Genomic DNA, 13,134 nt, shown 5'->3' with positions numbered 1-13,134 from the left:
TTACTGAGGACGGGTCAGCGGTGCCGGCCCGGGCCGTTCAGGACGCCGGTGAAGCCGGCCAGTACGGACGGGTTGCCGGCCAGCCAGGCCCGGACCCGGTCCGCTCCGATCTCGCCGCTGGGGCCGGATTCGACGTAGGCGTCCAGCTGGTCCAGCAGGGCGCCCACCGCGCGGCGGGCCAGCGGCTCGCGGACACGGTCGAGTGCCTCGCGGGCGCGGTCCATCCACCGCCGGGCGTCGGTGGCGGCCGAGGGGGTGGGTGGGCCGAACGTCGCCACCGCCACCAGGCCGACGGCGGACATCGCTCGGCGGTCGAGAGGTGCCGTGGGGCTGTCCCAGACACCGGCGAAGATCGCCTGCGCGTCCGGGAAGCGGCCCGCGTGGAAGGCCAGTGCTCCGCGCAGGATGGCTGCCGCCGCCCGGAGGTCGTCGGCGCTCAGGTCGTCGGCGAGCCGGATCACCTCGGAGAGCCGGATCTCCGCCCTCTCGACCGCTCCCTCCGCGATGTCCAGGCACACGTTCCTGAGGGCGGCGTACGCGTACTGGCCGCGCGCGCCGATGGAACGGAGGATGCGGGCCGCCTCGGTCCAGTGCGCGCGGGCGTGGTCGCGGAGGCCGGCGCTCTCGTCGGCGTCGCCGAGGAGCGTGAGGGAGCATGCCGTGGCGAAGTCGTCGCCGGAGGCGCGTGCCGACGAGACGGCGGCCCGGCCATGGCCGCGGGCGCCGTCGATGTCGCCGACCTGGAGGCAGTACGTCGTCCAGTTGGTCAGGAGGATCGCTCGCTCCCAGTGGAACTCGGTGCCCGCTACGCCCTGTTCGGCCCGTACGAAGAGTTCCTCCACGTCGGCCTGCCCCTTCAGCATGGCGTGGAGCGGCTCGTAGCAGGGCCCCAGGACGGCGAGGTCGGGGTTCTTCGCCTGGCGCCAGGCCGTCCTGTACCGGTTGATGAAGCAGCTGCCCTCGGCGTGCCGGCCGACCACGTGGTTGAGCCAGACGAGCCAGGCGAGGGCGTAGAAGAGCGCTCGTTCGTCCTCTTCGGTGGGTGCCGCCATCCGTTGTCCGGCCGCGGTGTCGTACGCCCGCAGGCTGCGCCGGAGCCGGTCGATCCCTTCTTCCTCGCGGCCACTGATGATCCAGTAGCTGCCCCGGCGTGCTTCCAGCCGCAGCGCCTGAGCCGTTCTCGACCGGGCCATCATGAGGTCGGAGGCCGCCCGGATGTTGGCGGATTCCGCGGTGTGCCGTCTGTTCCACTCGCCCTGGTCGCCGGGCGCGATCCCGTCCGTGCTCTCGGGTACGGAACTCAGGGCCCAGGCCATGAAGCGTTCCTCCGCCTCGGCCGCCCGTCCTTCCTCCCGGAGCCGGTCCAGCGCGTACTCGCGGACCGTCTCCAGCATCCGAAGCCGGCTCCCGTCGGGCGTCGAGACGGTGAACAGCAGGGATTTGTCGACGAGTTGGGCCAGCACGTGCAGGATCTCGTGGTGGTACGGCCCGGGCAGCGGGATCGCCGTCTCGGCGATGTCCAGGGCGCAGCCGCCGACGTACAGGGCGAGTTCGGTCAGTACCCGCTGCTCGGTGGTGTCCAGGAGGGTGTAGCTCCAGTCGAGGACGGCACGCAGGGTGCGGTGTCTGGCGGGAGCGGTCCGCTTCCCCTTGGCCAGCAGGGCGAAGCGGTTGTCGAGGCGGAGTTCGATCTCGCGTACCGGCAGCAACCGCACGTGCGCGGCGGCGAGTTCGACCGCGAGCGGCAGGCCGTCCAGTCTGCGGCACAGTGAGCGGATGTCGTCCATCGCCGTCTCGTCCACGGTGAAGGACGGGTCGATCATGACGGCTCGGGTGCGGAAGAGTTCTGCGGCTTCGCCGTCGGGCAGCGGTGCCAGGGGGTACAGCGTCTCGCCCGCGATGGCCAGCGGTGCTCTGCTGGTCGCCAGGACGGTCAGTGCGGGGCCCCGGCCGAGCAGGACGGCCACGAGCGGGGCGAGCGCGTCGAGCAGGTGCTCGCAGTTGTCGAGCACGAGGAGCGCCCGGCGTCCGGCCAGGAACGAGGTGAGCCGGTGCACGTAGTCGTGCGGGGGCTGGTCGGGGCGGACCGACGCGTCCGAGAGGCCCAGGGCCGCGGCGATCGCCGGGAGGACGCCCACGCCGTCGGCGGCGGCCAGATCGACCCACCACACACCGTCGTACGAGGGCTCGGTCAGCACGCAGGCCTCGAGGACGAGGCGGGTCTTGCCGACACCGCCCGGTCCTACGACGGTGACCAGCCGCTCGCGGTCGAGGACCGCACGCAGTCGGTCGAGTTCCGCGCCGCGGCCGACGAACGGGCCCAGCGGGTGGTCCGGGCCGCCCTCGGCGGGCGTCGGGCGGGAGTCGGCGGGCGTCGCGGGGGAATCGGGGGGCGCCGGGGACAACCGTACGGCGTCCGCGGTCGCCGTACCGGGGTGCGGGTCGGCTGTCAGCAACTCCGCGTGCAGGGACCGCAGTTCGGGCGACGGGTCGACGCCCAGCTCGGATCTCAGCAGGCTGCGGCCCGCTTCGTAGACGTCCAGTGCCTCGGCGCGGCGTCCGCAGCGGTGGAGCGCGAGCATCAGGCGGGCCCGGGAGCGCTCGCGCAGGGGTGCGGTGGAGACGAGCGCGGTCAGTTCGGGGATCAGTTCCTCCGCGCGGCCCAGTTCGAGGCCCGCGGCGCCGGCGTCCTCCTGTGCGCTGCGGCGCAGTTCCTCGAGGCGCAGCCGCTCGGCGTCGAAGACCCGGCCCTTCAGTCCGTCCAGTGCGCGGCCCTGCCACAGCGCGAGTCCCCTGCGAAGAACGTCCTCCGCCCGCCGGTGCGACCCGGCCGCCAAGTGTTCGCGCCCCTCGTGGACCGCCGCCTCGAAACGGAGCGTGTCGAGTTCGTCGTCCGGTCCGAGGGCGAAGCGGTACCCTCCGTGCCGCGACTGGAGCCGCCCCTCCTGGCCGCGGGTCGCGAGTGCCGCGCGCAGCTTGGCCACCTGGACCTGGAGCGCGTTGACCGGGTCCTTGGCGTCGCGGTCCGCCCAGAGCTCGTCGATGAGGGTGTCGCGGCGCACGACCGCTCCGCCGGCCAGCAGCAGCCGGCCGACGATCGCACGGGAGACGGCGCCCGGCAGCGCGATGGCACCGCTCCCGTCGGCCAGCTCCAGGCGGCCGAGCAGTCGGAGGTGCAGGGCGTCATCGTTCATGCGTCAGCCTTCATCAGCGGTTCCGATGTTCGAATCCGGGGTCTCCGAACCTGCCCGTGACCGTACGAGAAGGGGTGTGGTTACCGGCAAGGCACATTGGTTCCCGTTGGGTACTGTTGCCGTATGACGAAGACATCGGGCCTCTGCGACGACCCCAAGAGCGTCTACTCGGCCGCCTGCCCCTGCCGCGACATGCTGGACCTGCTCGCCAACAAGTGGAGCGCTCTCGCGCTGGGCGCGCTGGAGGAAGGGCCTCAGCGCTTCGGAGCACTGCGCGGCCGGTTGCAGGGCGTGAGCCCCAAGGTGCTCACCCAGACGCTGCGCCGGCTGGAGGACTACGGGCTGGTCGACCGGCAGATCTACGCGGAGGTGCCGCCGCGCGTGGAGTACAGCCTGACCCCGCTCGGCAAGGACGCCTGCGCGCCGCTCTCCCATCTGCGCACCTGGGTGGAGCAGAACATCGACCGGTTCCCGGAATCCGCCTGATCCGACGGCATCCTGGACTCCTCTCAGCGGCCCCACCTCAATAGTTCCTATTGGGAAGTAGACTCCCTTGATGGTTACTACCTCCTGATAGGTACCGTGCGCGTCGTGGCCGCCGGTCCTCGTCGGCCCACCGCACCTGCCGAGGAGATCCCCCATGAGTGAGACCTGGAAGACGACGACCATGCCCGCCGTCGCCTACCGCAAGAGCCTGCCGATCGACGACACCGAGAGCCTGGTCGACGTCGAACTGCCCGTGCCGCAGCCGGGTCCGCACGATCTGCTGGTCCAGGTGGAGGCCATCGCGGTCAACCCCGTCGACTACAAGATCCGGCAGAACAACGACCCGGGCGGCGAGCCCAAGGTGCTCGGCTGGGACGCCGCCGGGCGGGTCGTCGCGGTCGGTGCGGAAGTGGAGCTGTTCGAGGTCGGCGACGAGGTCTTCTACGCCGGCGCGCTCGACCGGCCGGGCACCAACTCCCGCTTCCACGCGGTCGACGAGCGCATCGTCGGCCACAAGCCCGGCACGCTCTCCTTCGCCGAGGCGGCGGCGCTGCCGCTGACCTCCCTCACCGCCTGGGAGGGCCTGTTCGAGCGGCTCGGCCTGCGCGAGGGCGCTTCGGCCGAGACCGGCACCCTGCTGGTGACCGCGGCGGCGGGCGGCGTCGGGGCCATGGTGGCCCAGCTGGCCCGCGCTCTCACCGGTTTGACCGTGATCGGCACCGCCTCCCGACCGGAGACCGTCGAGTTCGCCCGCCGGATGGGCGTGACGCACGTGGTCGACCACCATCGCCCGCTGCCGGCGCAGGTGGCCGAGGTGGCGCCCGGCGGGGTGGACCACATCTTCGGCACCGCTGGCACGGACCGGAACCTCGGCGCGTACGCCGACATGCTCAAGCCGTTCGGGCAGTTGCTCGCCATCGACGACTTCGGTCCCGTGGAGATCGGCCTGCTGAAGGCGAAGAGCATCTCCTTTCACTGGGAACTCATGTTCACGCGCTCGCTGTTCCACACCCCGGACGAGGTGACGCAGCACCACATCCTCGACCGGATCGCCCAACTCGTGGACGAGGGTGCCCTGCGGACCACGGCCACCCAGGACCTCGGCACGATCAACGCGGCCCATCTGCGCGAGGCGCACCGGATCCTGGAGTCCGGCAGCACCATCGGCAAGGTGACGCTCACCGGATTCTGAGCCTTTCGTGAACCTCTTTGTTCTGCGCCCCGTCTACAGACCGGAAGAAGAACAGGCCTTCTCGTAACCATGGAAACGTGACGAGCATGCGATTGACGAGGTTCACGCCGGAGCAGCGAATGGGTCATCTGCTCCGCTGGGCAGCCGAATGGGACGGAACGAGGCGAGGGCGGAGCATGTGGGCGTACTCCCTGAGTCTGGGAGGCTCGCACGCCCTGCTGAATGACTGGGTCAACAACGAGAGACTCATGAATCTCCTGACCCAGGAGGAAAGGAGCATGGTGGACGCGGCGCGCCGGCGGGCGAATCGGCGCGAGCCCGCTGCGAATCGTGGAGCGCGCTAGCGACGTATACGCGACCGCCGTTTTCCGAATTCGCCCTCCCTCGGAATCGGATCGTGGCTCCACGGGGCGCGCACACGGCGTGCAGCCCCCTCACGGGGTGTAGCCCCGTTCGACCAGCGCGGCGCGCAGGGCCTTGAGGGCCAGGTGGGTCCGGGACTTGACCGTGCCCGGCGGTATGCCCAGTGCTTTCGCCGTCCGGGCCACGGACTGGTCCAGGAACTCGACGTGGACGAGGATCTCGCGGTGCTGCAACGTCAGGTCCCCCAGGGCCTCGCGCACGAGCTTCCTGGTGAGGGCCGGGTCCATGGACTCCGGACCGGGCATGTCGTGCAGCGCGGTGTCGACCGTCTCCGGCGGACGGGCCTTGCGGGCGCGGTAGCCGTCGATGACGAGGTTGCGGACGACCGTGATGAGCCACGGCCGGATGCCCTCGGCGTCGGGATCGAGGATGTCGGCGTTCTGCCAGGCGCGCAGGACGGCCTCCTGGACCAGGTCCTGGGCCTGATGGCTGTCGCCCAGGAGCAGTCCGGTGGTCACTCTCAGCAGGAACACCCCGTGCTTGTCGTAGACGGCACGGATGAACGCGTCGTCGCGCCCCCTGTCACACGTCCCGCCGGCCCGGTCCGCCTCGGTGTCCCGGACTCCTGTGCTGTGCCTCATCGCCACGTTCCCCCGGTGCGCCGTGGGTCGAGGCACGGCGCACTCATTCGTTGAAAGCTGAACGGGGAAACCTTCGGAGGGACCTCTTGCGGACCGCTTGATGTCCGCTTGCCCTTCCCGCGTCCGCGAGGACAGGCGCAGGAAAGGCAGCGGAAAGAGCGCTGTTCGACCGTGGTCGGACAGCCGTGTTCACCCTTGGTCGGGGACCTGCGCGCGGGCGGCTCGGACCGCTGACTCCCGCAGGTCGGCGAGCCTGCCGTACCAGTCGCCCAGCAGGTCCTCGTCCGGCAGTCCGCGGACCGCGGCGAGCGTGGTGCGGATCCCGTTCACGTCACCCGCGCAGACCGGGCACTCCCGTACGTGTCTGTCGACGCGTACGGTCTCCGCGGGATCGAGGGCCGCCATGGCGTATGCGGCCAGTACGGTGGTCTCCTGCTCGCATGTCACCGTGCGGCCTCCTGGAATCAGGTCGGTGTCCCGACGGCTCGGCGTGGCGCTGTTCCGGAGCGATGGTGTGGTTGTCGACCCGAAAGAGGTTCCGCGGGTCGTAGCCCGCGAGGACCAGGCAAGGCCGTTGCCGCGAACGGAGGTTGAACCCCGCGATCGCTCCCGCGTAGCCCGTGTCGTCCGGGGTGAACACGGATCCGTCGATCCGGTCGGCCAGTTCGGTGACGGCGTCCTCTCCGCGATCGGTCCACCCCTGGTACTGGGTCATGGTGCTGTGCCTTTCGTCGGCGAGGGCCACGTGAGAAGCGGACGGCCACGTGAGAAGCGAAGGAAACGACTCCTCGGCACGACCGGGTGCCGTCCGATGGCTGCTACGGCGCACACCCCGAAGAGGTTCACGATCCGCCGGCCGGGGCGGTTCAGCAGAAGGCGGCCAGTACCGAAGGGCTGCCCGCGAGCCAGTCACGCACCTGGTCCGTCCCGCCCCGCCCGTACGCCCCTGCCCCGTCCGCCCCTGACCGGTGGTGGGCGCCCAGCCTGTCCAGCAGCACACCCACCGCGTGCCGGGCGAGCGGCTCAAGGAGTCCTGCGTGCGTCCGGCGGGCCCGGTCGGTCCAGGCCCGCGCGTCGTCCGGGGCGGCGGTGGTCGGCGGACCGAACCTCGCCAGGGCCGCCAGACCGACGGCGGAGACCGCTCTGCGGTCGGACGGCGCGCCCGGACAGCTCCAGACCCCGCTGAAGATCCGCTCCGCGTCCGCGAAGCGGCCGTCGTGGACCGCCAGCATTCCGCGCAGGTTGGCCACGGCCGACTGGAGGTCGTCCGCGCTCACTTCGTCCGCGAGCCGGCTCACATCCGCTAACCGCCGCTCGGCCAGGGCCGACTCCCCCTCGGCGATGTCCAGGCAGGCCAGCCTGAGCACGGCGTACGCCCAACGGGTGCGCGCTCCGACGGCAAGGAGGATCTCGGCCGCCTCGGTCCACTGCGCGCGGGCCCGGGCGCGGAGACCGTCGCTCTCGTCCGCGTCGCCGCAGAGGGTGAGGGAGAAGACCCGGGCGAAGTCGTCGTCGGACGCGCGCGAGGCCGCCACGGCGATCAGGCCGTGGCGGCGGGCCCCTTCGGTGTCGCCGTGTTGCAGGCAGTAGGTGGACCAGTTCGTCTGCAGGACCGCCCGGTCCCAGTGGAGTTCGGTGCCGACCACGGCCGCCTCCGCCGCTGCGAAGAGGTCCGCCACGTCGTCGCGCCCGTTGAGCATCGCGTGCAGCGCGTCGTAGCAGAGGCCCAGGACCGCGAGGTCGGGGTTCTTCGCGTGCTGCCAGGCCGCCTTGTGCCGCGCCGCGAAGGAACCGGCTTCGGCGTGATGTCCGGCGACGTGATGGAGCCAGGTGAGCCAGGCGATCGTGTGGAACAGCGCCCACTCGTCCTCCTCGGTGGGCTCCGCGGCCCGCTGTCCTGCCGTCGCGTCGTACGCCCGCAAGCTGCGGCGCAGGCGGTCGATGCCCTCTTCCTCGCGGCCGCTGATGAACCAGAAGTAGCCCAGCCGAGCCTCGATCAGCAGGGCCTCGGGCTCCCTGGACCTGGTCGGCATCAGGTCCGCCGCCGCCCTGATGTTGGCGGACTCCTCGGTGAGCCGCCTGGCCCACTTCTTCTGGTCGCGGGACGAGATGCCCGCGCTGCCGTCCTGGACGAAGCGCGCGGCCCACGTCATGAGGCGCTCTTCGGCCGCCGGCGCCCAGCCCTCCTCGCGGAGCCGGGTGAGCGCGTACTCGCGGACCGTCTCCAGCATCCGCAGCCGGGTCCCGTTGGGCGTGGAGACGGGGACGAGGAGGGACTTGTCGACCAACTGCCCCAGTACGTGCAGCAGTTCGGCACTGTCCGTCCCGGGCAGCGGAGCCACCGCCTCGACGAGGTCGAGGGAGACGCCGCCCACGTAGAGGGCCAGTTCCGTCAGCAGTCGCTGCTCGGTGGTGTCGAGGAGGGCATAGCTCCGGTCGAGGACGGCGCGCAGGGTGCGGTGTCTGGCCGGTGCGGTGCGCTCTCCCTTGGTCAGCAGGGTGAAGCGGTCGTCGAGGCGGGCCTCGATCTGCCGGACGGACAGCAACCGGACGTGCGCGGCGGCGAGTTCGACCGCCAGCGGCAGCCCGTCGAGCCTGCGGCAGAGGGAGCGGATGTCGCGCAGCGCCGCCTCGTCCGGGGCGAAGGACGGGTCGATCATCGCGGCACGGGCGCCGAACAGGTCCGCGGCCTCGTCGTCCGGCATCGGCGCCAAGGGGTAGAGCACCTCGGCCGGCACCTCCAGCGGTGATCTGCTGGTGGTCAGGACGGTCAGTGCGGGGCACCGGCCCAGCAGGGTCGCCACGAGCGGGGCGACGGCGTCGAGCAGGTGCTCGCAGTTGTCGAGCGCGAGCACGGCCGGCCGTCCGGCCAGGAACGAGGTGAGGCGGTGCACGTAGTCGTGCGGGGGCTGGTCGGGGCGGACGGAGGTGTCGGACAGGCCGAGCGCGGAGGCGACCAGCGCGAGGACGTTCGCGTCGTCGGCCGGGGCCAGGTCGACCCACCGGATGTGACCGCGGGAGGGCGGGACCAGCGCGCAGACCTCCAGCGCCAGACGCGTCTTGCCGACGCCGCCCGGTCCCAGTACGGTCACCAGCCGCTCGCGGTCGACGACTTCGCGCAGCGCGTCGAGCTCCTTGCGCCTGCCGACGAACGGGCCGAGCGGTCGGATCGGATCGCCCTCGCCGAATGCCGACCGGACATCGGTGCGCGTCGAGGACAGGCGGTACGAGGCGGGGGCCGGCCCCCGCAGGGACGGATCGTGGCGGATCATCGCGGCGTGCAGGGAGCGCAGCTCCGGTGAGGGGACGACTCCGAGTTCGGACTTCAGCAGCCGTCGGCCCGTCTCATAGACCTCCAAGGCTTCCGCGAACCGCCCGCACTGGTACAGCGCGAGCATCAGACGGGCCCGGGACCGCTCGCGCAAGGGCGCGAGGGACACCAGGGCCTGCAGTTCGGGGACCAACTCCCCCGCACGCCCTAGTTCGAGGCCCGCGGTGGCGGCGTCCTCCAGGGCGCCCAGCCGCAGATCCTCAAGACGCGCCCGCTCGGTCTCGAAGACCCGCCGCTCCAGGCCGTCCAGGGCGCGGCCGCGCCACAGCGACAGCCCCGACCGCAGCCGGCTCTCGGCCTTTTCGTACTCCGCCGCCGCGAGGTGCTCCCGGCCCTCCCGGAGCGCGGTCTCGAAGGCGGGCACGTCGACCTCGTCCTGCGGTCCCAGCACGATCCGGTACCCGCCGTGGCCGAACAGCAGGCGGGCCTCCTCGCCCTGCGCCGCGAACGCGACGCGCAACTTGGCCAGTTGGACCTGAAGCGCGTTGACCGGGTCCTTCGCCTCGCGCTCCTCCCACAGTTCGCCGATGAGGGTGTCGCGTCGTACGACCGTCCCGTGGGCGAGCAGCAGCCGTCCCACGATCGCCCGGGACATGGTGCCGGGGAGGGTGACCGAGCCGTTGCCGTTCACCAACTCCAGGCGGCCGAGCAGTCCACAACGCATGCCCGTCATCATGCCGTGGGCACCCGAACGCCCCGAGGGGCTTGTCGGCGCGTCGTGGCTCACGACCGGGACCGGCACCCGCACAAAAGGGCATACCCGAGGGTCACTTGGGTTCCCCCACGTGTGCCCCTGGGGCCCTTGGTCGGGATGCCGTGCCGCGGTTGTGTGGAACCGACCTCTGAAAGCGGAGCTGATGAACCTGTCGTGGAGCTGATGAACCTGTCGACCGGCGCCAGACGCTTGCAGAGTCGGGCCTCCTTGGCAACCCTCGCGTGCGCGATCGCCCTTGTGTCCGGGCCGAGTTACGCGGTCCCCGGCGAACCAGGACCGCAGGACGACAAGACGATCGAGGGCATCCACGACGAGCTGAACGGCCTCTACCGCGCGGCGGAGGTGGCCACCGAGGCGTACAACACCGCGGACGTGAAGGCGACCGAGCAGGAGAAGCGGCTGAAGTCGCTGCGCAAGGCCCTGGCCCGCACCGAGGACCGGGTGGACGACCTGCACGACCTCGCGGGAGCGGCGGCCCGGACGCAGTATCACGGGGGTGATCTCGCCGCCACGGGCATCCAGTTGCTGCTCGGCGACCATCCCGACGAGGCACTGGACGAGGCGTCCCAGGCCCGCCAGGCCATGCGGAACCTGATCACCGTCTCCGAGTCGCAGAAGACCGCCCGCACGGAACTGAGCCGGCGGACCGACGCCGCCGCCAAGGAGCTGCGGGCGCTGAACAACACCCGCGCGGACAAGGCCGAGTCGAAGCAGAAGATCGAGGGGAAGATCGCGCAGGCCGAGCAGATCGAGGCGGGGCTTCGGAAGGAACAGACCCGCAAGCTGGCCCAGTTGGAGAAGGAGCAGGCGCAGGAGGCCACGTCCCGCTGGACCGGCTCCGGTTCGGGCGGCGGCACCTCGACCGGGACCGGCTCGGGCGGCAACACGCAGGTGAGCGGAGCGGCCGGGCGGGCCGTCGCCTTCGCGAAGGCGCAGTTGGGCAAGCCGTACGTGTGGGGCGCGGTGGGCCCCTCGTCGTACGACTGCTCGGGGCTCACCTCCACGGCATGGGCGGCGGCCGGGCACCCCATCCCCCGTACCTCGCAGGCCCAGTGGCAGGGACTGACCCGGGTCCCCCTGGCCTCCGCCCGGCCCGGGGACCTGATCATCTACTACGACGCCACGCACGTGGGCATGTACATCGGGAACGGGCAGATCGTCCACGCCCCGCGGCCCGGGCGCACGGTGACGATCGCACCGGCCGCCTCCATGCCCATCGTCGGTGTCGTCCGACCCGGAGCCTGAGCCGATGAACCACGCGCTGACACCTCGCGACGAGGGGCACAACCTGCCCGCGCTCGCCGCACACCCGCTGATCCGTCTCGACGCCTACGTGGCCGAGGACGGGTCGACGGTGGTCAACGGCCATCTGCTGGAGATGGCCGGCATGCGGCAGCCCAACGAGGCGATCCTCGACGCGATCGCCATGTTCGCCCGCACCCTGCGGGCCCCGGTGGCGGCCACCGTCATCGACCGCACCGTGCAGCAGGTGGCGCGCCTGCGGGTGTACCCCGACGGTTCGAGCCGGACCATCGCCGACGAGGAGGACCTGCCGCCCGGGCGCGAGCGGACCGCCGCGGAGGAGGAGGCGTTCCCGCCGCTCGCCCGCGTCGAGCGCATCCTCCAGCACGCCCAGCGCGAGGAGCTGCACGCCGCGTTCGTCCTCGCCAGCGCCCTGCGGGAGCACCTCACCCTGCGCCGGGGAGCGGAGGACGAGCTCTCCCTGGAGGCACGGGCGATCGAGGCGTACCTCGCCTATCTGCGCGGCGACTACATGCTCTCCACCGTCCTCGCGCTGACCGTCGCCCGCATCCGCTGCCGTACCGACCTGCCCCGGGCGGCACCCGAGGTGGCCCGCGCCACCGCCGCCTGGCAGCGACTGCTGGACGAGGGCCAAGTGGCCACCCGGGGAACGGAGTTGCTGCACATGTGGGAACGGCTGTCCGCGGCGGACCTGCTGGTGGAACCGTCCCACCAGGCCCTGGCCCAGGCCGTCCGGAGCCGGCTCGCACGGGGCGGCCGGTCCGTACCGACCTCGGTGTCGACCTCGGCACCGGCCCTGACGGCGGGCCACGGTCCCGTCGCCCCCGAGGACAAGCCCCTCAAGCCCGCGCGACGAGGCCTGCGCCGGTTCACCCGACGCCCCGGGCGGCCCGCCGGGTCATGACGGGTGAACGGCCCGGTCAGCCGCGAGCCATCGCGATGGAGCCCGCGAGCCGCTCCCCCGCCTCGTAGATCATGTAGGGCACTCCCCCGTCGGTGCCGAACGACGGGGCGGCGGACCGGCCGTTCTCGGGGGCGCCGCTGCGGGAGTTGTAGAAGACCCCGAGGTGGCCGCGCTTGCTGAAGTCGTTGCCCACCTCCGTGATCATCAGGTCGCCGCCGCTCTCCTTGTCCTTGTTGTAGACGACGTACGTGCTGTTGTTGCGGTACAGCAGGTGCGGCCCGCCGACGTTGACGGCGCCGACGTCGGTGTGGCGGATCAGGGGCTGCTGGTCGTAGGTCCAGGTGCGTCCGTCGGCCGACCAACCCCAGTGGATGTCACGGTGGTTGGTGGTGTTGTTCAGCATGAAGACCATGACGTAGTGGGCGCCGCGCGAGGGCAGCTCGTGCGGGAAGACACGGGCGTACGACGTCTCGGTGGTGCCGCTCGGCAGCATCGACGTGGACAGGACGACCTTGTCGTAGGTGAAGTTGATGCCGTCCTTGGAGCGGGCCAGGCGCGTGGTGGTGTTCTCGCCGTGGAAGTACAGCCACAGCTCCTTCGTGCTCGCGTGCCACATGACGTGCGGGGAGGCGACGTGGCTGACGGAGTAGTGGGGCTGCCAACTGTTGGCGACGATCGGGTTGTTCGGGTATTCGGTGAACGGCCCTTCCAGTGAGTTGCCGTAGGCCAGGCAGATGCCGCCGGGCGCGTCATGCGGCCCGTAGTACAGGTAGTAGCGGCCGAGGGGGGCGCTCAGCTTGTCGTAGACGCCCCTGACGCACGGGAAGATGATCTCGCCGGTCGGGTTGTACTTCAGTTGCGACGGCGTGAGCAGGGTGCGGACATAGGTGTAGTCGGGGAATCCGCCGGGGGCGGCGGACGCGGCCGGGGCGGAGAGGCCGCCGACGGTGACGGCGGCGCCGGTGGCGGCCGTGGCGCGCAGGAACAGGCGTCGGTCGAAACGCGGTTGAGGCATGGTCGGCTCCAAGGGGGTGGAGGTCGGTCC

General features: G+C 71.4%; 9 protein-coding genes. 4 read left to right on the top strand and 5 right to left on the bottom strand.

Annotated elements, in window-relative coordinates; translation table 11 throughout:
- Positions 1–14 precede the first annotated feature (14 nt).
- A complete protein-coding gene (locus ACIP6U_RS34430; protein WP_401726077.1) occupies positions 15–3,194 on the bottom strand; it encodes an AfsR/SARP family transcriptional regulator in 3,180 nt (1,059 codons plus the stop codon).
- Between the two features lie 123 nt (positions 3,195–3,317).
- Between ACIP6U_RS34430 and ACIP6U_RS34425 the strand changes: the two genes are divergently transcribed.
- Together ACIP6U_RS34425 and ACIP6U_RS34420 are read left to right on the top strand one after the other, a co-directional pair.
- The gene (locus ACIP6U_RS34425) at positions 3,318–3,680 is read left to right on the top strand and encodes a helix-turn-helix domain-containing protein (RefSeq protein WP_124000724.1); all 363 of its coding nucleotides are present in this window, start codon (positions 3,318–3,320) and stop codon (positions 3,678–3,680) included.
- 154 nt (positions 3,681–3,834) lie between these two features.
- Positions 3,835–4,872 (top strand): zinc-binding alcohol dehydrogenase family protein, encoded by a 1,038-nt coding sequence (locus tag ACIP6U_RS34420; RefSeq protein WP_401726075.1) that lies wholly within the window; start codon positions 3,835–3,837, stop codon positions 4,870–4,872.
- Between the two features lie 434 nt (positions 4,873–5,306).
- On the opposite strand, the gene ACIP6U_RS34415 is transcribed toward ACIP6U_RS34420, so the two are convergent.
- From ACIP6U_RS34415 to ACIP6U_RS34405, 3 genes are all read right to left on the bottom strand, one after another.
- On the bottom strand, positions 5,307–5,876 hold the full coding sequence (locus ACIP6U_RS34415) for a sigma-70 family RNA polymerase sigma factor (protein WP_401726074.1): 570 nt from the start codon (positions 5,874–5,876) through the stop codon (positions 5,307–5,309).
- 189 nt (positions 5,877–6,065) lie between these two features.
- Positions 6,066–6,323, bottom strand: a complete 258-nt coding sequence (locus ACIP6U_RS34410) for an anti-sigma factor family protein (protein ID WP_401726072.1) — start codon at positions 6,321–6,323, stop codon at positions 6,066–6,068.
- A gap of 419 nt (positions 6,324–6,742) precedes the next feature.
- Positions 6,743–9,871, bottom strand: a complete 3,129-nt coding sequence (locus tag ACIP6U_RS34405; RefSeq protein ID WP_401726071.1) for an AfsR/SARP family transcriptional regulator — start codon at positions 9,869–9,871, stop codon at positions 6,743–6,745.
- Positions 9,872–10,129: 258 nt separating this feature from the next.
- On the opposite strand from ACIP6U_RS34405, the gene ACIP6U_RS34400 reads away from it, so the two are divergent.
- Positions 10,130–11,167 carry an NlpC/P60 family protein gene (locus ACIP6U_RS34400; protein ID WP_401726069.1) on the top strand — a complete coding sequence of 346 codons (1,038 nt, stop codon included), beginning with the start codon at positions 10,130–10,132 and terminating at the stop codon, positions 11,165–11,167.
- 4 nt (positions 11,168–11,171) lie between these two features.
- The gene (locus ACIP6U_RS34395) at positions 11,172–12,089 is read left to right on the top strand and encodes a hypothetical protein (RefSeq protein WP_401726068.1); all 918 of its coding nucleotides are present in this window, start codon (positions 11,172–11,174) and stop codon (positions 12,087–12,089) included.
- A 16-nt stretch (positions 12,090–12,105) separates the two neighbouring features.
- Here ACIP6U_RS34395 and ACIP6U_RS34390 read toward each other — a convergent pair whose 3' ends face one another.
- On the bottom strand, positions 12,106–13,104 hold the full coding sequence (locus ACIP6U_RS34390) for a hypothetical protein (protein WP_401726066.1): 999 nt from the start codon (positions 13,102–13,104) through the stop codon (positions 12,106–12,108).
- Positions 13,105–13,134: the final 30 nt, after the last annotated feature.

The sequence above is a fragment of the Streptomyces sp. NPDC088794 genome (assembly GCF_044750545.1).
Taxonomy (GTDB): Bacteria; Actinomycetota; Actinomycetes; order Streptomycetales; family Streptomycetaceae; genus Streptomyces.
Note: the sequence above shows the minus strand (reverse complement) of the source record. Positions and strands in the feature narration are given on the sequence as shown.